This is a genomic window from Acinetobacter sp. YH12142 (genome assembly GCF_013418435.1).
GTDB lineage: Bacteria > Pseudomonadota > Gammaproteobacteria > Pseudomonadales > Moraxellaceae > Acinetobacter > Acinetobacter amyesii.
Genome location: NZ_VPCB01000003.1, coordinates 240,429 through 266,374, shown reverse-complemented (window position 1 = coordinate 266,374; position 25,946 = coordinate 240,429). Strand labels below are relative to the sequence as shown.

General features: G+C 39.3%; 25 protein-coding genes, 2 rRNA genes, 1 pseudogene and 1 riboswitch. Of the genes and pseudogenes, 11 read left to right on the top strand and 17 right to left on the bottom strand.

Features of this window, described 5'->3' with window-relative positions; genetic code table 11:
- The 3 genes from FTU77_RS04550 to FTU77_RS04540 form a co-directional block, all read left to right on the top strand.
- Window positions 1–108, top strand: a 23S ribosomal RNA gene (locus FTU77_RS04550); the annotation flags it as partial.
- 177 nt (window positions 109–285) lie between these two features.
- Window positions 286–400, top strand: a 5S ribosomal RNA gene (gene rrf / locus FTU77_RS04545).
- A gap of 250 nt (window positions 401–650) precedes the next feature.
- Window positions 651–1,091: a hypothetical protein gene (locus tag FTU77_RS04540; protein ID WP_180005580.1), complete on the top strand. Its 441-nt coding sequence runs from the start codon at window positions 651–653 to the stop codon at window positions 1,089–1,091.
- Window positions 1,092–1,175: 84 nt separating this feature from the next.
- Here FTU77_RS04540 and FTU77_RS04535 read toward each other — a convergent pair whose 3' ends face one another.
- From FTU77_RS04535 to FTU77_RS04510, 6 genes are all read right to left on the bottom strand, one after another.
- Window positions 1,176–1,760 (bottom strand): lytic transglycosylase domain-containing protein, encoded by a 585-nt coding sequence (locus FTU77_RS04535; protein WP_180054910.1) that lies wholly within the window; start codon window positions 1,758–1,760, stop codon window positions 1,176–1,178.
- A 339-nt stretch (window positions 1,761–2,099) separates the two neighbouring features.
- Window positions 2,100–2,585 carry a GNAT family N-acetyltransferase gene (locus tag FTU77_RS04530; protein ID WP_180054928.1) on the bottom strand — a complete coding sequence of 162 codons (486 nt, stop codon included), beginning with the start codon at window positions 2,583–2,585 and terminating at the stop codon, window positions 2,100–2,102.
- Between the two features lie 88 nt (window positions 2,586–2,673).
- Window positions 2,674–3,873 carry an acyl-CoA dehydrogenase family protein gene (locus FTU77_RS04525; protein ID WP_180054908.1) on the bottom strand — a complete coding sequence of 400 codons (1,200 nt, stop codon included), beginning with the start codon at window positions 3,871–3,873 and terminating at the stop codon, window positions 2,674–2,676.
- A 29-nt stretch (window positions 3,874–3,902) separates the two neighbouring features.
- Entirely contained in the window at window positions 3,903–5,189 is a 1,287-nt protein-coding gene (locus tag FTU77_RS04520; protein ID WP_180054926.1) for an acyl-CoA dehydrogenase family protein, read from the bottom strand.
- 241 nt (window positions 5,190–5,430) lie between these two features.
- On the bottom strand, window positions 5,431–6,804 hold the full coding sequence (locus tag FTU77_RS04515; protein WP_180054906.1) for an AarF/ABC1/UbiB kinase family protein: 1,374 nt from the start codon (window positions 6,802–6,804) through the stop codon (window positions 5,431–5,433).
- A gap of 158 nt (window positions 6,805–6,962) precedes the next feature.
- Complete coding sequence (locus FTU77_RS04510; RefSeq protein WP_078193872.1) at window positions 6,963–7,268, bottom strand: hypothetical protein; 306 nt, start codon at window positions 7,266–7,268, stop codon at window positions 6,963–6,965.
- Window positions 7,269–7,579: 311 nt separating this feature from the next.
- On the opposite strand from FTU77_RS04510, the gene prmB reads away from it, so the two are divergent.
- The 3 genes from prmB (at window position 7,580) to FTU77_RS04495 (ending at window position 10,492) form a co-directional block, all read left to right on the top strand.
- Window positions 7,580–8,590: a 50S ribosomal protein L3 N(5)-glutamine methyltransferase gene (gene prmB, locus FTU77_RS04505; protein WP_078193871.1), complete on the top strand. Its 1,011-nt coding sequence runs from the start codon at window positions 7,580–7,582 to the stop codon at window positions 8,588–8,590.
- A 13-nt stretch (window positions 8,591–8,603) separates the two neighbouring features.
- Window positions 8,604–9,698: a chorismate synthase gene (gene aroC / locus FTU77_RS04500; RefSeq protein ID WP_168378684.1), complete on the top strand. Its 1,095-nt coding sequence runs from the start codon at window positions 8,604–8,606 to the stop codon at window positions 9,696–9,698.
- A 278-nt stretch (window positions 9,699–9,976) separates the two neighbouring features.
- Window positions 9,977–10,492: a GNAT family N-acetyltransferase gene (locus FTU77_RS04495; protein WP_180054904.1), complete on the top strand. Its 516-nt coding sequence runs from the start codon at window positions 9,977–9,979 to the stop codon at window positions 10,490–10,492.
- 102 nt (window positions 10,493–10,594) lie between these two features.
- Here FTU77_RS04495 and FTU77_RS04490 read toward each other — a convergent pair whose 3' ends face one another.
- Together FTU77_RS04490 and FTU77_RS04485 are read right to left on the bottom strand one after the other, a co-directional pair.
- Window positions 10,595–11,122 (bottom strand): hypothetical protein, encoded by a 528-nt coding sequence (locus FTU77_RS04490; RefSeq protein WP_180054902.1) that lies wholly within the window; start codon window positions 11,120–11,122, stop codon window positions 10,595–10,597.
- Between the two features lie 175 nt (window positions 11,123–11,297).
- Entirely contained in the window at window positions 11,298–12,071 is a 774-nt protein-coding gene (locus tag FTU77_RS04485; protein ID WP_180005657.1) for a hypothetical protein, read from the bottom strand.
- Between the two features lie 231 nt (window positions 12,072–12,302).
- Window positions 12,303–12,393, top strand: a riboswitch (glycine riboswitch).
- Window positions 12,394–12,526: 133 nt separating this feature from the next.
- On the opposite strand from FTU77_RS04485, the gene FTU77_RS04480 reads away from it, so the two are divergent.
- Window positions 12,527–13,768 carry a D-amino acid dehydrogenase gene (locus FTU77_RS04480; protein WP_180003788.1) on the top strand — a complete coding sequence of 414 codons (1,242 nt, stop codon included), beginning with the start codon at window positions 12,527–12,529 and terminating at the stop codon, window positions 13,766–13,768.
- A 93-nt stretch (window positions 13,769–13,861) separates the two neighbouring features.
- Here FTU77_RS04480 and FTU77_RS04475 read toward each other — a convergent pair whose 3' ends face one another.
- Window positions 13,862–14,512: a hypothetical protein gene (locus tag FTU77_RS04475; RefSeq protein ID WP_180054900.1), complete on the bottom strand. Its 651-nt coding sequence runs from the start codon at window positions 14,510–14,512 to the stop codon at window positions 13,862–13,864.
- 100 nt (window positions 14,513–14,612) lie between these two features.
- Here FTU77_RS04475 and ispF point away from each other — a divergent pair, with 100 nt between their 5' ends.
- On the top strand, window positions 14,613–15,101 hold the full coding sequence (gene ispF / locus FTU77_RS04470) for a 2-C-methyl-D-erythritol 2,4-cyclodiphosphate synthase (protein WP_168378679.1): 489 nt from the start codon (window positions 14,613–14,615) through the stop codon (window positions 15,099–15,101).
- On the opposite strand, the gene FTU77_RS04465 is transcribed toward ispF, so the two are convergent.
- From FTU77_RS04465 to FTU77_RS04455, 3 genes are all read right to left on the bottom strand, one after another.
- On the bottom strand, window positions 15,089–15,613 hold the full coding sequence (locus FTU77_RS04465) for a protein tyrosine phosphatase family protein (protein ID WP_180054898.1): 525 nt from the start codon (window positions 15,611–15,613) through the stop codon (window positions 15,089–15,091). The genes ispF and FTU77_RS04465 overlap by 13 nt on opposite strands.
- A 57-nt stretch (window positions 15,614–15,670) precedes the next feature.
- The gene (locus FTU77_RS04460) at window positions 15,671–16,762 is read right to left on the bottom strand and encodes a 3-deoxy-7-phosphoheptulonate synthase (protein ID WP_143221612.1); all 1,092 of its coding nucleotides are present in this window, start codon (window positions 16,760–16,762) and stop codon (window positions 15,671–15,673) included.
- Between the two features lie 127 nt (window positions 16,763–16,889).
- Entirely contained in the window at window positions 16,890–17,786 is an 897-nt protein-coding gene (locus FTU77_RS04455; protein WP_078193863.1) for a sulfite exporter TauE/SafE family protein, read from the bottom strand.
- Window positions 17,787–18,173: 387 nt separating this feature from the next.
- Between FTU77_RS04455 and FTU77_RS04450 the strand changes: the two genes are divergently transcribed.
- Together FTU77_RS04450 and lpxB are read left to right on the top strand one after the other, a co-directional pair.
- Window positions 18,174–18,434, top strand: coding sequence for a helix-turn-helix domain-containing protein (locus FTU77_RS04450; RefSeq protein WP_180054895.1), 261 nt, complete (start codon window positions 18,174–18,176; stop codon window positions 18,432–18,434).
- Between the two features lie 106 nt (window positions 18,435–18,540).
- On the top strand, window positions 18,541–19,713 hold the full coding sequence (gene lpxB, locus FTU77_RS04445; RefSeq protein WP_180041473.1) for a lipid-A-disaccharide synthase: 1,173 nt from the start codon (window positions 18,541–18,543) through the stop codon (window positions 19,711–19,713).
- A 4-nt stretch (window positions 19,714–19,717) separates the two neighbouring features.
- Here the strand turns inward: lpxB and FTU77_RS04440 are convergent.
- Window positions 19,718–20,668 (bottom strand): annotated as a pseudogene (locus FTU77_RS04440) (cupin domain-containing protein).
- 181 nt (window positions 20,669–20,849) lie between these two features.
- Between FTU77_RS04440 and FTU77_RS04435 the strand changes: the two are divergent.
- Window positions 20,850–22,055, top strand: a complete 1,206-nt coding sequence (locus FTU77_RS04435; protein ID WP_180054893.1) for an alkane 1-monooxygenase — start codon at window positions 20,850–20,852, stop codon at window positions 22,053–22,055.
- 444 nt (window positions 22,056–22,499) lie between these two features.
- Here FTU77_RS04435 and FTU77_RS04430 read toward each other — a convergent pair whose 3' ends face one another.
- The 4 genes from FTU77_RS04430 to FTU77_RS04415 form a co-directional block, all read right to left on the bottom strand.
- Window positions 22,500–23,444, bottom strand: a complete 945-nt coding sequence (locus FTU77_RS04430) for a phosphatidate cytidylyltransferase (protein ID WP_078191012.1) — start codon at window positions 23,442–23,444, stop codon at window positions 22,500–22,502.
- The gene (locus FTU77_RS04425; RefSeq protein ID WP_180023981.1) at window positions 23,444–24,094 is read right to left on the bottom strand and encodes a 1-acyl-sn-glycerol-3-phosphate acyltransferase; all 651 of its coding nucleotides are present in this window, start codon (window positions 24,092–24,094) and stop codon (window positions 23,444–23,446) included. Before FTU77_RS04425 ends, FTU77_RS04430 begins: the two co-directional genes overlap by 1 nt.
- Before the next feature lie 61 nt (window positions 24,095–24,155).
- Window positions 24,156–24,584: a hypothetical protein gene (locus tag FTU77_RS04420; RefSeq protein ID WP_111884314.1), complete on the bottom strand. Its 429-nt coding sequence runs from the start codon at window positions 24,582–24,584 to the stop codon at window positions 24,156–24,158.
- Window positions 24,581–25,933: a phosphatase PAP2/dual specificity phosphatase family protein gene (locus FTU77_RS04415; RefSeq protein WP_180054891.1), complete on the bottom strand. Its 1,353-nt coding sequence runs from the start codon at window positions 25,931–25,933 to the stop codon at window positions 24,581–24,583. The genes FTU77_RS04420 and FTU77_RS04415 overlap by 4 nt, the downstream gene beginning before the upstream one ends.
- Between the last annotated feature and the right edge of the window lie 13 nt (window positions 25,934–25,946).

Sequence of the window (25,946 nt, the reverse complement as noted above, 5' to 3'; positions counted from 1 at the left end):
TTATGTCCACTAAAGAGCCGTTGAAGACTACGACGTTGATAGGTTGGATGTGGAAGTGCGGTGACGCATGAAGCTGACCAATACTAATTGCTCGTGAGGCTTGACTATACAACACCCAAACAGTTGTATGTAAAGCATCAATTGATTCGATATTAAGCAAAATAACTTGATTTAGTTAACGCTTAAGAACAAAATACTGCAACTCAGATATGATCTGTTAATAACTCATTTGACCAAGCAACGGCACTGAAAAGATAAGACCAAATGCAAAGTCATAACAGTTGTGCTGGCGACAATAGCAAGAGTGAACCACCTGATCCCTTCCCGAACTCAGAAGTGAAACCTCTTAGCGCTGATGGTAGTGTGGGGTTACCCATGTGAGAGTAAGTCATCGCCAGCTCTTTATTCGAAACACCCCCTGATACGTCAGGGGGTGTTTTTTTATGCGGGGAAAAAGGGAAGAAAAAAATAATAAGAAAAGCAGAAGAAAAAACAGGGAAATGATAGATATTTAAAAAGAATAAGGCCGATCAACAATAAACTCGTCTAGAACTCTTTTATATCATTTAAAATGTTTTGCTAATGAAAATGTGTAATAAATCAATATAATAAAATCGTTTGTCTCTTTAATAATATATAGGGTATTTAAGATGTTTTTAAAAAAATTATTAGCTACAGTTTTATTTGCATTTGTTTCTTTCAATACTACAGCCGGTGTGTATCAGGATAAACTAAGTGAATGTTTGGTAAATAAAATTTCAGCAAAAGAGAGTCAGAACTTAACAGCTTGGATTTATTTGGCATTTTCAGCACATCCAGAAATTTCTAAATATAGTAAAGTAACGCCAGTTGAGATACAAAAAATTGATAAAAATATGGCTATTCTATTTCAAGATTTATTTACTAAACGTTGTAATGCTGAAATCAAAGCTGTTACAGAAAATGAAGGAACAAATGCTCTAGGTAAAGCATTTGAACTATTGGGAAATCGTGCAGCTGAAAATCTGATGAAAAATCCAATTGTTGAAAAACGTATTGCATCATTTGCGCAATATTTTGATGAAGATAAAATGCGTCAATCTATGAAATAATTGAAGAGATTAGACCTAACAAAATTTATCCTCTTAAGCTTAGTTAGGTCTATATGGTTAAATAAAAGATTAAATTTTTAGAAATTATAAGGAACTTTTTAAATTATTTTGATGTTCTTTAACTTGTTTTGCATAACGTTTGCCTTGTTTTTTCATTTTTCGATTGGTGTTATAAGCAGTAGGTCCGACATTATAGTAGGCTAAAGCTTTTGGAATACTACCTGCCGCATTTTTATATTTAGTTAAAATAAATGACCCACAATTAATATTGGTTAATTCGTCATATAAATCCCCAGGGCATGTTGCTTGCCAATAACGTGGCATCACCTGAGTTAAACCGACTGCACCTGCAGGAGAACTGACATAAGGGCGGAAAGTTGATTCTTGGCGAATAACGGCAGCCAGTAGTAAAGGATCTAAGTTGTATTGATCGGCAGTTTGCACAATGTAGGGTGACACTCGATTTGCAGTTTCAGGATTGACTGAATAGGCCTTTTGGATCCCTGAGGAAAGTTTAACTGCACGTTTTTCTACAGAGCCACCACCTAGTGATGAACATCCAGAAATCAGGGTTACAGATATAATAACAGTTGAAAACTTTAAGCTGTGAGCGCTTAGGAGCGACGAAAGACGAGTTGAAAGGCGAGTTTTATTCAGTACATTCTGCATTTATATTCACTTTAAAATAATCATGGCTAAGTGTAATTTCTAAAGCGATATTATGAACTGGAGACTTAGAGGTCAATATTTTCTTAAGATGCTCTGTACAGTGAAATTGTAAGAATTGATGGAAATGTACTCAAATTACATGATTTTTTAAGTGAAGAGAGAAAAAGATCGTGTTAATTGAATCAGTATTTCTCTCTTAACATGGTACTTATTAAGATTATGGGAACATTCAAATCCCGAGAACTTTAGTTATAAAAAACTAGAATATCCATTCATCAAATAACTGTATTTGATAAAGCTGTAAATCTTTCCAGTGAAATTTGTAGAATCTAATTTTATTTAAAGCGTTTTAAGCATCCAAATTTCGCATGCTTGGCTATGACCTGTATTGCCCTTGGGAGCTTGTAAGTGTTCAAATCCTACTTTTTCATAGAGTTTCACCGCTTGCCCAAGTGTATGTGTAGTTTCTAAATAACACGCTTTAAAATTATGATCTTTGGCGAATTGAAAACAAAGTTCTAAAATATCTTTGGCTAAGCCATGACCACGTAATTCAGGCATAAAATACATTTTTTGGATTTCTAAAATGCTTGAGTCTCCAACTAAAGGAGAAAGGCCCCCACCACCTAAAATTGTACCGTGTTGATTTTCAATAACCCAATATTGTGCATTTGCTTGCGTATAGACGTGATATAAATCATCTAAAATTGGATCTGCAACAGCAAATCCTGACTCTGGCGCTAATCCAAATTCTTTGGAAACTGTGCGAATGACATTGGCAATGCTTACATTGTCTTCAAGTTGAAGTGGTCGGATCTGAAACATAATCATCGAAAAACAAAAAGATGGATTGTTTATAGACTGATCCTATAAAAAAATCCATCTCTAAGTTTAAAATTACTCAAGCAAAAAATTAGTTTAATTCGCTTGAACTTTTACCCAGTTCACGACGTGCAACGATTAATTGTTGAATTTGCTGTGTGCCTTCAAATATATCGAGGATTTTTGAATCACGTGCCCATTTTTCTAATAATTCATCTTCGCTATAGCCGACAGCCGCTGCGAGTTCTACACACTTTAATGTGATTTCATTACCTACACGGCCTGCTTTTGCTTTAGCGATGGATGCTTCACGTGAGTTTGGTTTTTTGTTGTCGGCCATCCATGCGGCTTTGAGCATGAGGAGACGTGCTGCTTCCCAGTCTGCTTCCATTCGATATATTTGTGCAGCAATATTCGAGCTTTGTAAGATCGGTGTTGAATACTGCTCATCTAATTCATATTTAAAGATTTCTTTAATTCGCTCTAAAGATGCCTTGGCACAGCCAATAGCCATCGCGGCAACGAGTGGGCGAGTATTATCAAAAGTTTCCATAACCCCAGCAAAACCCTTTGCTACATCAATTTCAGCATTGCCTAATAAGTTTGCAGCAGGGACACGACAATCTACAAAACTAATGGCAGCAGTATCAGAGGCTTTAATACCCAATTTATGTTCTAGGCGTTCTACAGTCATGCCCGGCGTACCTTTTTCAACAACAAAGGATTTAATCGCTGCACGGCCTAATTTTTTATCTAGCGTTGCCCAAACAACTACTGAATCAGCACGTTCGCCTGAGGTGACAAAGATTTTTTCACCATTGAGGATGTATTCATCACCATCTTTCGTCGCTGTTGTCCGAATAGCTGCAGAATCAGAGCCGCAATTTGGTTCTGTAATGGCCATAGCGGCCCAAGTTCCTTTTAAGCGTTCTAGTTGCTCATCATTGGCTACTGCTGCAATAGCCGAGTTTCCAAGCCCTTGGCGAGGCATACTGAGTAACAGGCCTGTATCTCCATAGCACATTTCGATGATACTGAGGGCTGTTGACATATTGACACCGTTTTTATTACCAGTGTCTGTGTCGCCACGTTTATTGACGGCGGCACCTGCATTCATGCCATCACCGCCATCATTCATACCGTCAACGAGGGAAGATAACATGTCTAATTCTTTTGGATAGGCGTGTTCGGCTTTGTCATATTTACGTGAAATAGGGCGTAGAACATTTAAAGCGACTTCATGGGCTTGGTCGATCAGCAATTTAAATTTTTTCGGATTTTGTAAGTTCATGGACATTTCCTTGTTTTTATTTTGCTGAATTAAGCATGTAAGCCAGATTGAAGAATCGCTGTGGCACGTAAGTCTCGATACCAACGTTCTACGGGATGTTCTTTGGTAAAGCCATGACCACCTAATATTTGCACGCCATCTGTCCCAATTTTCATTGACTTTTCAGCACATAATACGCGGGCTAAATAGACTTCACGATGAAAGGGCTTGCCAGCTTCGGCTAGACTTGCTGCATTGAGGATGAGCATATGCATGGCATCAATTTCGATTGCCATATCTGCAATCATAAATGCCACACTTTGACGATGTGAAATTGGCTCCCCAAAAGCTGTACGTTCGTTTGCATATTGAATGCAATACTTTTTCACTGCAGTTGCGGTACCAACAGCCATTGCACACCACATTAAATTGCCAAGATCGATAAATGATGTGTAGTTGAAATCTTGATCGCCTAAGCGTTGGGCAGGGGTCTGATCAAATTTTAAAGTTACCGTTTCAGTTGCTTTTAAACCCATAGCTGGTGTTTTTTTAGCGCTAATGCTCTGGTCACGTTGCACAATAAAAACTTCAGGCTGCCCATTGAGCATGGCACTCACCAAGAGCACATCTGCCTGTTCACCTAAAAGGACTAAGGTTTTCTCTCCACTGATTTTATACTGCTGGCCATCTGCAATCGCCTGAGTTTTAAGTTGATAAGGATTAAATGCCGCCGTTGCCTCTTGAACTGCAAAGCTTGCACGTAGGGCTGAATCATCTGCAAATGCCGCTAAGTAGGTTGCTTGAACAGATTCTGAACCCCATTGGGTGATGGCATTGATACAGCTAAATGTCGACAGTAAACCTGCTGTTAAACTAAAGTCACCTTCAGCCAATTGTTCAGCAATTAAGATATTGCTAATGATATTTTTTTCTGCCGCGACGCCACCCAAATCTTCAGGTAAGGCATAATAATTTAGACCTAGATCTTGGATATGTTGCCATAACACTTCTGGAAATGTTTCCTCTTGATCGGCTTGATGAGCAAGTGGATACAAGACTTCTGTGGCAAACTGCTGCATCGCATCAGCAGTCATTTGCTGTTCTTCAGTCAGGTTTAAATCAAATAATGATTTTTGTTGATTAGGCAAACGTTGCTTATGCACATCTTTGTTGGTCTGAAATGCTTTTTGCGTCTGGCTCAGGGTTTTAAAACCAGCTTTTGAGCTCTGATACAAAGATTTTTCAACAAATTTGCGCAGTTTAAACTGATCGAGTACATCACTTCCGGCAATTTTTGTTAAAAGTGAGAGTCCAAATCCTTGTGCCTTGTTTACCATATTGGTCATTGTTGTTTTCCATTTGCGTTGTTCTTATTTAATGCTGACATGCCAAAGATAGAAAAACCATGTCATAAATGACATGCATGATTGTCAAAGATAAACGGCGAGATTAGGTGGGATTCGATAGCTAAATGATTAATTAAGAATAGAAAAGTAAAAAGGCTTAAAAGTATTGTTATTTTAAAATTGACTTGGCTGACATTTGAGTCAGCCAAGTTTTAAGGTCTGTATTGAATGATTATTGATATTTTTGAATCATACGACGAACATTGGTTTTTGCTTCAATGACGGTCATAAAGGTATATGCACCGATAAATTTACGGCTAATAAACATAAACTCTTTAGGTGGAACTGAGAAATAGCGAGATGCCATCGATTTTGACGCTTGTTGCATCACACGGCTATGTAATTGGCTTTTTTTCCAGTCATAGCGTTGTTGTTTGTCCATAACACCAGCAGGGATGTTTGGGTTATTTTCAGTGCTACTAAATGCCTCTGTCGCTAACAAAAAGACTTTAGCCATATCGGGTTTAATACTTTGTGGAATACCATCAAAGAACTCATAACCTGTCATCGCTTTGACCATTTGCTCAGAGCTATGGTGATAACCCGCGGTAATCAAATTACGCGCAACGCTTAACAGATGCTCATCGAACTGACGGATCGCACCGAAGTCGAGGAGTACGATTTTATCGGGCACATCCGCACCATTGCCCAAACGGACCAAATAGTTTCCGAAGTTAGGGTCGGTTTGCATTTCACCCCATTCAAAAATTTCACGTACGGCAATCTCAAGTGATGCTTCACCTAAGGCATTACGGCGCTCTTGAGGAAGTGACAGCATCACTGGGCTGTTAATCGGCACACCACGTTCAAAGGTCATACACAGCACTTGAGGTGTTGAATAACCTTCAATGATTTGCGGCACGATATAGCGTGGGTCTTCTTTTAAGCGTGCTGCAAAACGGCGAGTGGTATCTGCTTCGATTTTATAATTTACTTCACGATGCATCATTTCACGAACTTCATCAAACCACTGATCAAATTCACGGGTTTGAGGAACCATTCGTGTCAGTTTGAGCATGTTTTTGAATAGATTCATATCTGAATCGATTGCATCTGCCACACCCGGATACTGGATTTTTAAAACCAGTTCTAAACCATCAGATTTGCGTTTTGCACGGTGAACCTGTGCCAGAGATGCTGTGCCAAGTGGCTCATGATCAATCACGAGATCATCAAGCTTTGAGCCAAGTTGATTTTGTAATTGGACTTTGATGGCTGGCCATGCCAATGCAACTGTTTGATTGTTCAGCGTGTTGAGGGCTTGCGTGATTTCTTCAGGCAGAAAATGTTCACCATACAACGCCATCATTTGCCCAATTTTTACAATTGAACCTTTTAATTTACCAATTTCTGCGACGAGATATTCAGCCTGATCTTTCATGGCTTTTTTACGCTTTTTCTCTTTTTCTTCTTCACTCGAAAAAATAGAAGTGGCGTTTGATGCTGCCCAACGAGTTCCCGCAAGTAGCGATGCCTTTGCGATAGATAAGCGTCGATCCATAGAAGACGTTTTCAAGTGTTTGAGCTTATCGTTCTGATCTGACATGTAAATTAAATCCTTTAATCAGCAATTCGCAGAAAAATACATTGTAGCTAATTTTAACGTTTCTTAACGTATTAAAATAGTTCAACTTACTGAATATGCAGTAAGCATTTGCAAACTTAAGCAAGATGCCACGTAGACAGGCACATTGGAAAAGAAAACTATAAACGATATTTGATTTTTACCGTATCGTTTTGCATCAATGCCGCTTTATGTTCTTCAATATGTTGATGAATAAGGTGTTGGACAGATTCGTCTTTAAATCCGGCAGCATAACCTTTGACAATAATAATGCTCGGTAAGCTAAAAAATAGGGTACGAGCGTTTTCTAGACTCGGATCAGGGAAAACTTGATGTTCGATCAGCAGTTGCTGAAAAAATGCCTTTTCATTTTGCACGTTTAAAGACTGAGTGTCTTCCCAATAGCTTTGACGCATAGCCATGAGGTTATTGTGCTTATAGCTCATTGGAGCTCCGCATTTAAAATTTAACTGTTTGTATGGGGATGATTTTAAGAAAATAAAGCTTAGGATCAAGTACAAATTGCTAAACAATTGAGCTTGAATTGGTTTTTATTCGTAATTTTCATCTATTTGGTTTTATAAAATGCTGAAGAAAGGCCTAAAGTACACATTTCATTTCAGTGAATGTATCAGACCTCATATATACGGTTATGAAATGCTTTCAAGCGGTGAATAATGCCGTATTTTTATTATAAATAGCATCAAAACAAGGTATCATAGGGCGTTTAAAAAATTATGAATTGGAGACGCCTTAAGTGGATCGACCGACTATTAGCCCTGAACATTTACAGGAAGCAGCTGAAAACCTATCAACAATTCGTGATTATATCCGCTTTGGGGTAACAGCTTTACGTCAATATGATGCCCACTTAGGACAAGGTACAGAAGACTATTTTGCTGAAAGCTCAGCATTGGTTTTACAAACGTTATCTCTAGATTGGAATGCAGATGCGGAAATCTTAGATGCGAAATTATTGCCAAGTGAAGTTGCAGAATTTTTAGCATTGTTAGAACGTCGTATTAATGAAAAAGTTCCGACGTCTTATTTACTAAACTTGTCGTATTTCTTTGGTAAGCCATTTTATGTCGATGAACGTGTACTGATTCCACGTTCTCCAATTGCAGAGTTAATTGAAAACCGTTTTGCGCCATATTGCTTAGGTGAAAATGGCGAAATGGGTGCTGCGGTTAATAATCTACCTGAAAATGCCAATCCAAAAACTCCTCAGCGCATTTTAGATATGTGTACGGGTTCGGGTTGTATCGCGATTGCTTTAGCTTATGCATTTCCAGATGCTGAAGTTGATGCAACAGATTTATCTAAAGATGCACTTGAAGTGGCGCAAATTAACTGTGAACACCACAATAAACAATATCAAGTGGCTTTACTTGAGTCTGATTTATTCGCCAAAATTCCAGCAGAAAATCAATATGATTTAATCGTGTCGAATCCACCATATGTGGATGCTGAAGACATGGCAGATTTACCAGAAGAATTCCACCATGAACCTGAAATGGCGCTTGCTGCGGGTCAAGATGGTTTGGATCTTGTACGTAAAATGTTGGCACAAGCTGCAGATTACCTGACTGAAGATGGCTTAATTGTGATCGAAGTGGGTAACTCAGAATGGGCAATGCGTCAAAACTTCAATACCGTTGATTTTTACTGGTTACAGTTCCAAAAAGGCGGTACAGGTATCTTTGCATTGACTGCTGCTCAATGCCGCGAATACCGAGATTTATTTATTCAATCTGTTCAAGCATAAGGAGTCGTTTGACATGGCAGGTAATAGTATAGGGCAACTCTTCCGTGTAACGACTTGTGGTGAATCTCATGGCGTTGGTCTGATGGCCATTGTGGATGGGGTTCCACCGGGTATTGAACTGACTGAAGCCGATTTGCAAAAGGATCTGGATCGTCGTAAGCCGGGCACATCTAAGTTTGCAACTCAGCGTAAAGAACCCGATGAAGTTGAAATTATTTCAGGCGTATTTGAAGGCAAAACGACCGGTACATCGATTGGTCTATTGATCCGTAACACAGATCAAAAATCAAAAGATTATGGCAACATCGCGCAAACCTTCCGTCCGGGTCATGCAGACTATACTTATACACATAAGTATGGTTTCCGTGATTATCGTGGTGGTGGTCGCTCGAGTGCTCGTGAAACTGCGATGCGTGTTGCTGCGGGTGCGATTGCTAAAAAATTCTTGTTTGAGAAATTCGGCATAGAAATTCGTGGTCATGTAACCCAAATTGGTACCGAAAAAGCAGAGAAATTGGACTGGAATGAAGTTCCGAATAACCCATTTTTCTGTGGTGATGCAGATGCCGTCCCACGTTTCGAAGCTCTCGTAACGTCACTTCGTGAACAAGGAACGAGCTGTGGCGCCAAACTGGAAATTATTGCGACACAAGTGCCAGTTGGCTGGGGCGAGCCTGTATTTGATCGTTTAGATGCAGATATTGCACATGCTATGATGTCCATCAACGCTGTAAAAGGTGTTGAAATTGGTGATGGCTTTGGTGTTGCCGAGCAGTTTGGTCATGAAACCCGTGATGAGTTAACTACGGATGGTTTCTTGGCAAACCATGCTGGCGGCATTTTGGGTGGTATTTCGAGTGGTCAGGACATTCGTGTTGCGATCGCCTTGAAACCAACAGCTTCCATTACTACGCCGGGTAAAACCATTACGATTAATCGTGAAGATACAGATGTGTTGACCAAAGGTCGCCATGATCCTTGTGTCGGTGTTCGTGCGACACCAATTGCAGAGGCGATGTTGGCAATTGTGCTTATGGATCACTTCATGCGTAACCGCGCACAAAATGCGGATGTAGTCGCACCATTTGCCCCAATTGAACCCAAGTGAGGAAACAAAGCGCTGCTTTGTTCCGAACGCGGTTGGTGAGTAGCGTTAGCGAGTCACAGTAGATAAATAACAAAGCGTTGCTTTGTTCCGAACGCGGTTAGTGAATAGCGTTAGCGAGTCACAGTGGATAAATAACAAAGCGCTGCTTTGTTCCGAACGCGGTTGGTGAATAGCTTTAGCAAGTCACACTGATGAGAAAATTGCATAAAAAAACCAGACAATTGTCTGGTTTTTTTATTTCGGTAAACTAGGCCTATGAAAATAAATAGCAAAAAAATATGAATATACGAAATGCTTTACTTGGTGATATTCAGCAGCTTGAAAGCTTAATGAATACAGCCTATCGGGAAAATCATCCCAAGAGTTGGACGACAGAACATCATATTGTTCGAGGAAATCGAATAAATGTCTCTCAACTCAGCCAACTCTTACAAAAAAAGGATTTTCATCTATATGTGATGGAGTCGGTACATGCGCAGATCATGGGGTGTATTGGGATTCAAATGCAGGGAATGAGCAGTGAAATTGGTCATTTTGCAATTCACCCAGATGAGCAAGCTCAGGGCTTAGGAAAAAAATTATTGCAATTTGCAGAACAGCAAGCGACGTTGATTGAACCCAATGTTGAAGAATTTGTCATGTATGTGATTGATCGGCGTTTAGAATTAATAAAATATTATCAACGGCGTGGCTATAACATAACAAATGAAAATCAAGCCTATCCTCTTCATCTAGAAGTAGGTCAACCGATTTGTGAACTCACAATTAAACAATTAATTAAACGAATAAAATAAAGACCATGTGATGCATTTGATCAATTTATAAAGCGAAATGAATAAAAAATCCCAAAAGAGAACATACACTAACTTTTGGGATTTTTTTTAGACTATTTGGGCTTAAGAATACGCTCGTAAAAATAGACGATAGGCATCTGAAGATTTTTGGTTTTTTAACATATAGTGTGCGATTTCACCTTGGTTGGTATTCATAATCACAGCAATATTTTTTGCGTTCCGAAATTGTTTAAGCACAGTATCTGGAATCATCACGGTATTAGAAGAATCAATCACATTTGAATTATCTAAGCGACGATAATTTGTTTGACCAATTGCAGGATAAGACAAAACTTTGCCGTCAATCACAAAAGATATTTCATTCATATCAAGCTGCTGTTGATCATAAGAGTGCAGTGAAAGCGCATACTCACCTTTGTTCTTTTGCCAATCAATTGCAAGTTCAGGACATTTTTGCCCAGCCTCACACAGTAATTGACCTCGAGTAATGGTTCGTTGGATCACTTTGCTGTTTTCAACGGTATTCACACCTTTTAGCTTCAAGGTTCTTGTTTCAGGTTTATTTTTAGGTACGGTAATACAACCTGTGAGTAGTAGGAGTGTAAATCCTAGAACTAAATAATTTTTCATGTGTTTTTCCATGTTAGCGTTATTTTTATAAGCAATATTTATTTTGGCGCATATTCACACAGAAAAAACAAAAAAGTAAAATACATCACACTTTTCTAGTTTTGTTTGAGCACTGCTTTGATATAAGTGGTCGATATTCAAATAAAAAATATTATTAAGTGATGTAAATCTTATTTCATTGAAATTTAGATAACTTAAGTAAGATCTGTGATTTTGCGCTATCAATCTGCTCGGGATTGGTTTGTCGAGACAATTGGTCACGTGGTTTTTCGCCTAAAAAATATTTGATCCGTTCAGCATTCGCACCCGATGGATGGGGAAGTCCTGCTAAAATCTGCTGATCTTTTAAATAGCCTAAGCTGCTTACATAATTTAAAACCTCATCTACACCTTTGCCTAGCGGTATATAAATTGCGTTCGGAAGCTGTTGAATCATAGGAATAAAATAATCATCAATATGTTGTTTTAATAATTCATTTTTCAACATTGCGGGCGTTGAGCCTGCATAATTTTTTCCATTGACCAAAATACATTGCTGTAAAACCGAACACATTTGCACCATATCTTGATGATTGCTAAATAGCTCTGCAGTGGTCTGTATGCCTAATTGATTCTGTAATCCAATATGATCTAGCAGTTGAGTTAAATTTTTACGAATAGGACCACTAAAAGCACCACTATTCTTGGCAAGTTTAAGTATGTTTTCCTCAGATAATTGCTGCTCTACGCCGTCCTTCGCTGCAATTAATGCATTACGCCATTGTTGTTGGCCTGGGCAGATGCCGACGATGACCACTTTTGCATCATGATTTATGGCCTCGAATGGTGCATAAAAGCTTTGAATAGTTCCCAGAGTTTTAAGACGGAGTAAATCACTTTGAGTTAATTCTTCAATAGAATGTGTTTTGATCACAGATGCAAAGCAAGAGAAAAGGGTAGAATCCGACATAAAACTTCAATCTTTCTAGATATAAATTTCATTCAGTATTTTAAACCTTTATTTTAAAGATGAAGTATTTAGGTATAAAAAAATTGATTTTAAATTTATAACCTAATAACTTAAATCGATATAAAAATATTATTTAACAATATTGACCCAAATAGGACTTGAGATTTGGTACAAATATTGCTCATATCTAACTAAGGCAATACCAAGATGAATGCCGAATAAAAAAACGAATGGATGATTGCAGGAGAGAAGCACAGATCGTGCTCGCCGAAGGAGCAAGTTCCCCCAGGAAACTCTCAGGCAAAAGGACTGTAATCATATAAAAATCTGGAGAGAAGTAGGCTAGACCTACTCACCGAAGGGGAAGGTTCACATTGCTTCGCAAGGAACCAAAGCTCTCAGGTAACAATGACAGATGGGGCGAACATAGGAAATATAATTTCCAAGGAGCCTATATGTGTCATATTGTTGTGATTGGTGCAGGTATTACTGGGGTAACGACAGCTTACGAACTCGGATTACTCGGTTATCGTGTCACTGTGGTCGATAAACATCTTTATCCTGCGATGGAAACGTCGTTTGCCAATGGTGGACAATTATCAGCGTGTAATGCTGAAGTCTGGAACCAAAAAGCAACGGTAGTGAAAGGCATCAAATGGATGTCACAAAAAACCGCGCCATTATTATTAAATCCAAGTTTTAATCTACACAAATATTCATGGCTCTTTGAGTTTATGGGGCATATTAAAGATTACCGTGAAAATACTCACGAGACCGTCCGTCTTGCATTGATGGCACGTCAGCGTTTATTTGAAATTGCTGAGCATGAAAACTTGCAGTTTGATTTAGAAAAACGCGGCATTTTACATTTCTTTCATAATCAACATGATTATGAGGTGGCGACTCAAGTTAATAATATGCTCTGTGAAGGTGGTTTAGAGCGTCATCCTGTGACATTAGCTGAAATCCGTGACATTGAGCCTAGTCTGACAGGTGAATACTATGGAGGCTTTTATTGTCCGGGTGATGCCACTGGAGATATCCATAAATTTACAACGCAGCTTGCCAAAGCAACGGAACGCTTTGATGTGAAATATATGTGGGGTTTTGAGGTGACTGACTTTGAGCATCATACAAAAGGTGTCAATGTTCGATTAAAAGCCAGTGATGAAAATATGGAAAATCCTGATGCAGATAGCATACTTGAGGCAGATGCTGTAGTGGTCTGTGGTGGCGTAGGTAGTTATGAACTTGCACATAAACTCGGTGATCGCGTAAATGTGTATCCAGTCAAAGGATATTCAATCACCATTAATTTAAATGATGAACAAAGTCAGGCCAATGCGCCTTGGGTAAGTCTGTTGGATGAAAGTGCCAAAATTGTGACTTCACGCTTAGGTGCAAATCGACTCCGTGTTGCAGGTACGGCAGAGTTTAATGGCTATAACCGAGATATTCGTGCCGATCGCATTCAGCCTTTAATTGATTGGTCGAATCGTAATTTTAATCTATCAACAGAACATGTGGTGCCGTGGGCGGGTTTACGACCAATGATGCCCAATATGATGCCAGTAGTGCATGCAGGTAAGCGAGATCATATTTTCTATAATACTGGGCATGGTCACCTTGGATGGACCTTATCTGCGGCAACAGCTGCGATGATTAGCCAGCAAGTGCAGCAAACACATCCGATTTAACTGACATATTGTAGACATCAAAAAATTGTAGATATCAAAAAAGCCTCAATGTTGAGGCTTTTTTGTATGTTTCTAAGTCATTTGAAATTGATCTTAATCATATAAGCGATAAATCCCTGCAAAACGTTCACAGCCTTTTTGTTCAGTTTTTACTGAGAGTAAGGCTTTACTGTAATTGAACTGATATTTGCAGTCGTGTTCATTATCTGTGATTTGATTTTTTTGTTCGGGTGTTGTGTAAGCTAAAAATGGAATGGTTTGTGTTTCAACTCGATTGTTCGGATTACGATAGGCAATACCTTCGATTTTGATGCTGTCTTTGCCTAGCTGATGTACCTTTAAATGTACAGGTGATGTCGCAAAATGACCATTTTCAAATTTAAGATAATGCTGTGTTAAACTTTGGTTCATCGAGGTATAAATATTCAAATCTTCATGGCGAAGTTCAAACTGTTGTTTAAAACACTCCAAGTTTTTGCATTGCTGAACTCGGCTGTACCATAATTTTTGCGTATCTATCAGTAAGCGTACAGGGGCATCGGTAATCAACTGCGCTGTTAAAAAAAGCCCATCTAACTTTTCACGCTGTTCTTCAAAACCGTCAGAACAGTAATTTTTTTTTGCCTGAGTATTGGCATGATCACAGTCAATCTTTTCTGCATGCGTAAACGTCGCTAGGCCAGAACCTATTAGCAGAACAAGTCCGAATTTTTTGATGATATTTATTTCAGTTTTCAACAGCATGATCGCTTATACTTTCACTATGTTGCGCTTGCCCACACTATAGCGAAATAGAAAGCGTGAATACAAGATTTCAATCATTATTTTCTCAAGGAACTCAAGCATGATAGCTCAAATTCGTATCGGTCAGGGCATGGATGTGCATGCATTTGAAGAAGGTGACTTTGTAACGCTTGCTGGTGTTCAAATTCCACATACACATGGACTCAAAGCACATTCAGATGGTGATGTGGTACTGCATGCGCTTTGTGATGCATTATTAGGTGCTTTGGCACTTGGAGATATTGGTCAGCATTTTCCAGATACAGATCCAAAATTTAAAGGTGCCGATAGTCGAGTACTTTTAAAACACGTCTACCAACTGATTTTAGATCGTGGATATGTACTTAATAATGCTGATATTACCGTGGCTTGTGAGCGCCCTAAACTAGCAAAACATAATTTAGAAATGCGTCAAAGCATCGCAGATGTTATGGATGTTGAAGTTACACAAATTAGCATCAAAGCGACCACCACCGAAAAATTAGGGTTTACTGGTCGCCAAGAAGGTATTCTTTCTACTGCAACAGTACTGATTTCTCACGCAAAATGATCTGGATGGATCAGTGCATGTTGTAAATCTTGAGTTGCTTTACGGCCTTGAAGTTGTAAGGCAACCGCATGGATTAAACCTGTCCATGTTTCATTGGGTTTCCAAATTTGATGCATCAAATCTTGAGCCTTTGGCATATCAACATCCATATAGTATTGACGATATAAATACATCAAACTGCTGACACGGAAGTTTTTTGCACAGTGTAGCCAAACCGTTTGACCTTGAACCAAATGGTCAATCATATCGAGTACTAAAAGGCATTGATCATCTGAAGGGGTATCCCAAGAGATTGGAACTTGGATGTAGTTCAGGCCTAGATCTAGGCAAATGCGGTCTTCATGCTCGATATGATTGGATGCATCAGTCAGTGCTAAATTAATAACCGTTGAAACACCATATTCTTTGATCGTTTGAAGCTCAGAAGGAGATGGTTGACCGGACGTTAATAAGTGTTCATGTATATATTGGAAGTTTTCAATGTGACTTAACGCATTTTCGATTTCATTCATCTGACAAATAATCCTTCAAAGTAAAACGCCATCTCGAAGATGGCGTTTTTCATTCACTTAGCGTGTCGGTAACACGTCTTTAAGTGCTTCATGCATCTCTAACAAGACTTTTTCAGTCGTATCCCAATCGATACAGCCATCAGTCACTGATTTACCATATTCGAGGTCACATAGGTTGGCAGGAATATCCTGACGACCACCTTTTAAGTGACTTTCTACCATAATACCCACGATTGACTTGTTTCCGTCAAGGATTTGTTCAGTAATATTTTTCAGAACAAGGGGTTGTAGGTACGGGTCTTTGTTTGAGTTTGCATGACTGGTATCAATCATGATTTTGCCACTAACTTTTGCTTTGGCTAATGCCGCTTCGGCATCTGCAACTGAACCTGCGTCGTAGTTTGGTTTACCGTTACCGCCACGAAGTACAACGTGTGCATATGGGTTACCACTGGTACGAATAACAGAAACTTGACCTTGGTCGCTTAAGCCCAAGAAGCTATGACCATGTTTAACAGATTGCATGGCATTGGTCGCAACGGTTAAACCGCCATCTGTACCATTTTTAAAGCCCACAGGTGAAGACAGGCCAGAAGACATTTCACGATGTGTTTGGCTTTCAGTGGTGCGCGCACCAATTGCTGACCAAGAGATAAGATCTTGGTAGTACTGTGGTGAGTTTGGATCGAGTGCTTCGGTTGCACAAGGCAAACCTTTTTCATTCAATTCAAGTAAAAGTTTACGACCAATACGTAAGCCTTTTTCGATGTTGAAAGAATCGTTCATGTCAGGGTCATTAATTAGACCTTTCCAACCCACAGTGGTACGTGGTTTTTCAAAATACACACGCATCACGACATAAATCGTATCTTGGATTTTGTCACTTAAAACTTTTAAACGGTCAGCATAATCATGTGCAGCGACTGTGTCGTGAATTGAACATGGACCAATGACAACAAAAAGACGTTTGTCATTTCCATCTAAAATATTACGTACAGTTTCACGGCCCTTAAGGACTGTTTGATAGGCAGTTTCAGTCAGAGGTAGCTCTTTTTTTAGTTCTGCAGGAGTAACAAGAGGCTGAATGCTTTTTACATTCACGTCATCAATGTCGTTTTGGGTAATAGAATTTGACTGTAAAGTATTCATTGCCGTCACTGGTTTGATTATACAAAAGGTTGTTTCGTGAGCCGAATATAACATGAATATAGCATTCAAATGTTATAAAAAAGATCAATAAGTCTCTGAAAAAAAAGTGATGAATCGGGCAGTTAATTTAAACCTGCTGACTATTCACCGTCGGTGCGATCAACATTGCAGTTGTTGGTTTTTCAACAGGTTTTGATTTTACTGGATTAATGATGAAATTCATGCCTAAAACAAACAAGGTAATGCCTAAGACTTTACGAATCACTTTTTCTGGTAAACGTGAGCTGATCAAAGTTCCGACAACAATCGCTGGAATAGAACCAACCAATAACCAACCCAATAAATGAAAATCGACATTACCTGAGCTCATATGACCCAAGCCTGCAACCAGTGTAAGAAGCACGGCATGTACGACGTCAGAGCCGATAATACGAATCATCGGTAAGTTCGGGAACATAAGCACCAAAGCCATAATACCGAAGGCACCTGCACCAACAGACGATAGGGTAACGAATACGCCTAAAATAATCCCCATGATGATGATATATGCACGCTTATTTTTAGCTTGGAAATTGATACGTTCAAGATCCGCACTCATATCATCCAACTGATCAGTTTTTCGAAATTTATTAAAGAATTTTTCGATATGACCACGGAAAATAATTGAGATCCCAGTAATCGTCAGCATAAAACCCAAAAACATGGTTAATACCGTTTTGTAATGTGTCGATTGGCTCAGATAGTTTTCCAGTACCCAATGGGTCGCAAAAGACGCAGGGATACTGCCGACTGCAAGCCAAATAACAATGGTCCATACAATATTCATTTTACGTGCATGAACTAAAGAACCACAAAATTTTGAAATTGCGGCATATAGTAGGTCTGTGCCGATCGCAATATGGGGTTCAATTTTATATAGGCTAATCAGGATCGGGGTCATCAATGAACCACCACCAACACCGGTAATACCTACGCAGAAACCTACAATTACACCTGCCAGAATGAACTCTAAAGGACCGACCATCGCTGAATGCCAAATATCAAAAAACGTGCATATCTTATGACTAATTAATATAAGTCGTTGTCTCGATTAGTGATTTACTTGTGAAAAAAATAGATAAAGAATAATTTAATTTGGAAATTAATAAATTTTATATAAGCTAAGTTATTGATTTCGGCTTTCTCAACTGGTTGATAGTTCAAATGGAGATTATGCTGCAGTGAAATCATGTATTTAGAATATAAAGGAGTGACGATCTGAAAATAGATATCCAATGTCTAAAACGCACCGTAGATTTTATATTCCTAATCTTCAATTTGTTATTTATCGATATATGCAACAGTGTATATAAAGTCCACTGCTGCAAAATCTATACTCCTTAAAAAGATAAGGTTTCGCCATTATTCGAGTATGGGTAGAAGGACACTAACTAGACATTTTAACCATGCGACAGGGCTACCAATTGTCACATGGTTAAATAATGAAAGACTGCGATATGCGGCTGAATTGCTCGAAGTGACGGATTACTCAATTGATAAAATTGCGGAAGCCTCTGGTTTTAATACCGCAGTGCTATTTCGTAAAATGTTTAAGAATAAATACGGCACAAATCCGAACCATTGGCGGAAAAATTTTAATCAGAAGCTAAGTAGCAGTGATGAATATTTCTAAGATGGTGAATTAAAGACGTGCAGCTTTTTTTAGGAAATCTATTAACTTTGCGAAGGACTCGTATAGAATCTATAGCTAAAGAAAATTGAGTTAAAAGGACAGACTTTTGCAAAATCGGAAACTTAAAATTGGCATCGTGGTTGGGGAAGTATCGGGGGATACATTAGGCGCCAAGCTTATCCGTAGTTTTCGAGAGCAAGGGATTGATGCGGAATTTGAAGGCATTGGTGGTCCGCAAATGATTGCAGAAGGCTTTAACAGCTATTATCCGATGGATATTTTATCGGTGATGGGGATTGTTGAAGTCTTAAAAGATATTAAAAAACTCTTTGCTGTACGTGATGGTCTGGTTGAAAAATGGACTGAAAACCCTGTCGATGTTTTTGTAGGGATAGATGCACCGGATTTTAATTTGCGTTTATCTAAGAGCTTAAAGCAAAAACAGCTACCAATTAAAACAGTGCAATATGTCAGCCCTTCAGTGTGGGCATGGCGACAAGGCCGTGTACATGGCATCAAGGCGAGTATCGATTTAGTCCTTTGTTTATTTCCTTTCGAAAAAGCGTTTTTCCAAAAATGGCAAGTTCCGGCTGCATTTGTCGGACATCCATTGGCAAGTCAGTTGCCTTTAGATAATCCACTCGTTGCGGCTAAACACGAGTTAGGCTTAGATGAGCATCAAAAACACATTGCATTACTTCCGGGCAGCCGTCGCGGTGAAATTGAGCGCTTAGGGCCTTTGGTACTGTCTGCCGCACAGATTTTGACGGAGCAGCATCCAGACTATGTGTTCCTGATTCCTGCAATCAATGATGCACGTAAACAGCAAATCGAATTGTTGCTCAAGCAGTACCCTAAAACATTACAAGCCAAAGTTCGCTTGATGGAAAACACCGATACCGAATCTAAAATTGGCCGTCAGGTGATGAACGCATCGAATATTGTCGCTTTGGCTTCGGGTACAGCGACTTTAGAAGCGATGCTTTTACACCGCCCAATGGTGACCTTTTATAAGTTAAATTGGCTGACCTACCATGTGGTGAAATTACTGATCAAAATTCCGTATTATTCATTGCCAAATATTATTGCGGGCAAAAAGGTGATTCAGGAACTTATTCAACATGATGCAACACCTGAAAAATTAGCAGCAGAAATTGAAAGCTTGATGGATGTTGAAAAATCGCAAATTCAAGTGATGCAGCACATCACCATGCATAAACAACTGCTTTCAGGCAACAGTGAAAACCCTGTGGAAGCGATTTTAAAGCTTTTAGATTAAACCTTTAAGATGACTCAGTTTTTGCGAGCTGATGCTGCTGTCGATACTGGCTCGGTGTGAGATCATAAAACTTTTTAAAAGTTTGGCTAAATGCCGTTTCAGATGAGTAACCTATACGATGGGCAATTTGCTGAATAGTGAGTTGCCCCATTTGTAAGTGCTATGTTGCCAGTCGCAAACGATGTTGCTGCAAATAGGCGAGTGGAGATTCACCGAGCATTTGAGTGAATAAACTGGCAAATTTAGAACGTGACATGCAACATTGTTCTGCCAAGCTTTCGACGGTCCAAGCATGCTGTGGTTGTTCATGAATCGCGGCCAAAGCGTTGGATAATTCAGGATGACTCAAGGCATGCAACCAACTGCTTGAATCAGACAAGGCTGCAATATAATCACGCACACATTCGATAAATAAAATACTCACCAAATGATCCAAAATTTTGTCGCGGCCTGGACGGATCTGATGCGCTTCAACGGCTAGAAAATGTAAGCCAATTTGCAACCATTCCGGTGCGGTACTGCTCATGATATGTGGTGTATGTAACAGCGTGGGGAGTGCATTCACTAAGGGCTTTGCCATAATGCTGTCGACATGCCCACGGATCGCCAGTACAAATAATTCTTCTGCTTCATGAGATTCGGCAGAATTTAAATCAATGGTTTTATTTCGTTGCTCTTGAAACAGTGGTGTGATGTTCACTGATTTGACCAAGACATCAGATTGTATAGATTTGCAGTAATGGTTTTGCCCTGAGGGAATAAGGCAAAGATCGCCGGCTTCAAGTAAGACCTGCTCTTGATCAATATGCACAACACACTGACCTTGAATCACTACATACGCAACCATGGCGTTAAGATCTTGAAAATGAAAAGCCCAAGGATGCTTTGATCTCAAATAAATATATTCAGATCGGTGGAGATGAATATCATCAAAAATTTTACTTAAAGCATCCATATTTCAAATATTTACTCATATTAATTTTGTATTTATAGATGGTCACTATGTGCTTAAAGGTCAACATTTATCCTTAAATGCCAAAGACGATCACATAGTTTTTTTGGACGCTTAAAACTGTTCTGGCTGCCCATATTTTACGAATATAAACACAGAAGAAGTAATTAGGGAAGTCTAGCGCATGAATGCACCAGTAAAATTAAATGAACAGCAGCTCGCTCAGTTAGAAAGCAAAATCGGGAGTGTTTTAGATAAAAAACGTTATGGTTGGCTATTGAGTCCAGGTTTACCAGTCATTGGTATGGGGATTTTGGCGGGTTATCATTTTGGTCCCAAACCGACAAAAAAACTATTTGCCATGGGCGGGCCGCTTCTACTGCATGTCATTATTCCTGCACTAGATGCACTGATCGATGATGATGCCAATAACCCGACAGATGATGACATCAAAGTTTTAGTGAATGATCCCTATTATGATCGGATCGTCAAATTATTTATTCCACTGCAAATGGCAGCGAATGCTTTTGCTGGCTATGTGGTTACCCGTAAAGATGTTTCATTATTAGATCAAGTTCTACTTGGGATTTCGATGGGTGCCATCAATGGCGTCGGTGTAAATACAGCACATGAACTCTGCCATCGACCTCATAAAAAAGACCATTATTGGGCACATGCGACGCTCGCACCTTTGGGTTATAGCCATTTCCGCATTGAACATCCTTATGGACACCATAAACGTGCGGCAACACCTGAAGATCCTGCATCCTCAAAAATGGGCGAAACCTTTTATGAGTTTTGGCCACGCACTGTATTTGGTGGAATTAAATCGGCGGTGCAGATTGAGAAACAACGCTTAAAACGTAAAGGTTTAAGTTTCTTTTCGAAGGACAATGAGCTGTTTCATGGTTGGGCGATGAGTGCAGGTTTTCATGCCTCGATGCTGAAAATGTTTGGTAAAGGCGTGACACCGTATTTAGTTACACAGGCCTTTTATGGAATCAGCCTTTTTGAAATTATTAATTATATTGAACATTATGGCCTGAAGCGTGAGCAAAAACCGGATGGAAGTTATGCGCGAACCATGCCTGAACATAGTTGGAATAACAATAATATTGTGACCAATCTATTTTTGTATCAATTACAGCGACATTCAGACCATCATGCATATCCGACTCGTCCATTTCAGGCTTTAAGACATTTTGACGAAGCGCCAGAGTTGCCTAGCGGCTATGCCACTATGCTAATTCCTGCTTTAGTACCCTCTATTTGGTTTAAGATGATGGATAAACGTGTCTATGATCACTATCAAGGTGATTTAACTAAAGCCAATATTCATCCTAAACGTCGTGCAAGTATTTTTAAAAAGTTTGCAATTTCAGACATTTAAATCGAATACCTGATAAGAAGAATCCCAAGCTTGTTTACTTGGGATTTTTTATTGTGCGTATTATTAACCGATGCTACGCAGTAATATCAGAAGCGCACGTTGATTCAAATAAAAGAACGATACACGGTAACGTCATCCGCAATTGTTTGAGACAAGACTTATTGTAATCAAAAATGTTTCTGCGATTCTTTGAATAATTTGACGCTAGTGAACGAGTTTTGTCGGTGAGGTGCATTGCACCGCAAGATGGTTTCCTTTCGAAGCTTCGCTTCTCACTTTGCCGAAACAAAAGTATCTCCAGCCGAAGGCTAATACCTTTATTCAATCCTTAGATGTAAGACACTGTCGCATAGACTTAAAAATCATTTTTAAAATGTGAAATTAATTCTACGTGCGTAACACCATTTAAGATCCCAAATTTTCTGTTTAAAACTTAGTCATTTCTTAAGACCACCAATAGCGCAAAATGTGGAAAAAAATCGGTGCTGAAAAGCAGATGGAATCAATTCGGTCGAGCATGCCACCATGGCCTTGGATGAGCTGTCCCCAATCTTTTACACCACGATCGCGTTTAATGGCTGACATGACAAGTCCACCAAAGAAACCAAATATACAAACAATAAAACCAATACATGCAGCCTGTAGATAGCTAAAGGGTGTAAGCCATGACATAGCTACGCCTAGTGCAGTAGCTAAAGCAATGCCTCCGATTAAACCTTCAACGGTCTTAGATGGTGAAAGTATCGGTGCGACTTTGTGTTTTCCAAATAGCTTGCCACAGACATATTGCAAAACATCGGAGGCTTGTACCACCATGATCAGCCAGATCGCTAGCCAAATTTTTTCACCTTCAAATCCGGGAAGTTTGAGATTTAATAGCGCAGGCACATGCGAAATACAGAATACGCTGATCATTAAGCCCCATTGAATTTTTGAACTGCGTTCTAAGAATCGCGTGGTATCTTCGGCTTTGAGTGTAGCGATAGGGATTAGAAGAAATACATACAGCGGAATAAAAATCGAATATAGCCCGTACCAGTCGATATACACCAAGTAATACTGGTAAGGGATGACAAAATAAAAAGCGATCAATAAAGGAAGATAATCACCGCGACGGGTTGGCAGTAAACTGATAAATTCACGTAACGCAAAGAGTGAAATCAACGCAAACAGGATCACAAAAGCAATTTTGCCTAATGAAATTGCTACACCAAGTACCAACAGCATGACCCACCATGCATTGATCCGCGCATTTAAATTGTCGATGACCGGTGCCGGTGCATAACCCGCTTTAAATTTTAAAATGGAGCCAATGGTTGAGGCAATAATCAAAATAACCGCAAAGATACCAAATAATACATAGGTCATTTGCGCATTGGTGAATTCCATTATTGATACTCCAATGCTTTTAATTTGAGTAATTCGTCCTGAGCGTAGTTTAAAAACTCAGTTTTACTCTGTTCATTATGGGCTTCTAAAGGCTTACCAAATATAACGGTAGATAATAGGGGGAGTGGTATAAGCGCGCCTTTAGGCATGACACGTTTTAAATTTGAGATCCACACTGGTACGATTTCAACATCAGGAAATTGATTTTTGAGATGAAATAAGCCGCTTTTAAAGGCTAATAATTCAACGTCATCATTTAAATTTCGAGTACCTTCAGGAAAGAAAATAATCGAGTCACCTTGTGCTAATACGGTTTTGATCGGTTCTAAGGGATCTTGATTTTGCTCTCGATTTCGCTGAATAGTGACGCCAGTAAACGTATCTTGAATGAGAAAACGTCGAAAGCCATCTTTTAACCAATAATCCGAAGCCGCTACAGGACGCGTCTTCCGTCTGAGATCTGTCGGCAGTGATGACCAAAGCAAAATAAAGTCGATATGGCTATTATGATTTGCATAATAAATACGCTGTTTCATAACCGGTTTGCACCCGACCCACAGACTCCGCGCGCCCGTGAGCAGCCGTGCACCACGACGAGTGAGAAAGGCAATATAGCGAGCAATTGAACGGCTTAAAAAATTACCTTTCATTGGTGAGTGAGCATTCCTTGAAGTGTCTAATGGAGTTGGCATAGCTTCAAATTATTGTGAATTATTTATACAGTAAAAATATGCAGATGAATGCGATGTATTGCAAGCAAAGCACAAAGATCTGCCATTTAAATAAAGCCAGACAACCTAACTCACGTAGTTCCCATGCGCGGCCACATTTATTTGTAGGCATTAATTTTAGGTTAATTAAACTTAAGTCCAGCTCTTTGGTGGTTTGTTCTAGGCTTTGGGTTTGGCTGTATTCAGCGACAGTGGCTAAAAGTGCCGAATCAAATTTGATTCTCAGGCTTAAATAATGTTGTATTCCAAGCAAAACTAGACAAATCACTACATATAGCAAATCGAATAGCATCACATTGCCAAACTGGATGATGAGCCAGAGTGTGAGAATCGCTGCCACATACGCTGAGATGAGCAATCCAGTGGTGGATTGCAACAACTTTGACAGCACCACAAGTTGTAAATTCATGGTGCAAGTCCTTTAAGTTTTAAACGATAAGTATTTAAATGTTTTATTTGCGGTGTTTTAAGCACAACCCAAGGACGGTTATGGCGAATAATCCGTAAAACATCTTCGACTGAATATTCAGGATGTTGTTTCAATAATAATGCGGCAACTACAGCACTACTTCGTGAATATCCCAAAGCACAGAAGACCAAGATGTTTTGTGCTTCATCATTGTTATTAGATTTCAAGAATAGTTCTAAAGACTCTACAGCATTATGTAGCTGATTGGCCTGTAAAGGAATTAGGTCTAAACTCAAGTTTTGAGCATAGGAGCATTTTGGATAAGTGGGTAATTCTGCGCAACAATCGAGTAAAGCATCATATTGCTGCATGACGTGTTTGGACGGATAGCGACCTAAATAAATATAACTCTGATTGATTTTGATGATTTTAGAATCTTCAGGATGGCGATAAGTCCAGATTCGGCTATTGATCCAAGCAAATACAAAGTAAGGCGCAAACAATATTTTTGCAGCAATGGTCATATCACCATGACTGAGTTTTTGAAAAAAATGGGGTCGATTGAATAAATATGCAAACGCAACTAAAAGCAGACTGCTTGCAGGATAGAGCAGCCAAAGCCACCAACCTTTTGCATGTGCGATTGCGCTACAAAATAAGGCAGCAAACAGATAAAGGATGCCGATTTTAATGTGCTTTAAGCTTAGCCGACTCTGTATATTTTTAGCCCATGGCGCAGAGCCAGCCATCGGGAATAGCCATAAACATAAGGCACCGACCAATAAACCCGTTGGGATATCTATAAAATGGTGCTGCCAAGTGGTTAGAACTGAGAGACCGATCAAAAAGGACCAACCATCTACCAGATATTTTAGTTTGCCTGTGCTATGCCGACGGTAAAAATCCCAAAGAATCACCAGTAGCACAATATGCAGAGAGGGTGCTTGATTAAACGGTTTATCAAAGCCCATCAAGACATCAAACCACAGCCCGAAAAAACCTGTGAGTTCGGGGCGCTCAAAGCTAAAACGTAGCGGGAAAAGTAAAAAGCAGCTGATTGAAAGGATTTGTGCCGAAAATAGTCGCAGTACATGTTGTTTTAATTCAAACTTATTCCAACAAAGTAATAAAGACAAACCATAGAACAGATCAATCGACCAATACGGCACAATACTCCATGGCCAAAGTGGAATATATTTTTCCCATTCAAAGACGATAACAGGTACGGAAGCTAAGCCCGCAGCGTATTGATTGGCAAAACCATAACTTAAGAAGAAAAAAGGTGCCAGAAATGCCAAACACAGTAGGCCGTATTTCCAAGTTCCTTTTTCAGTATCCAGTTTATGCATAAGATTGACCGTC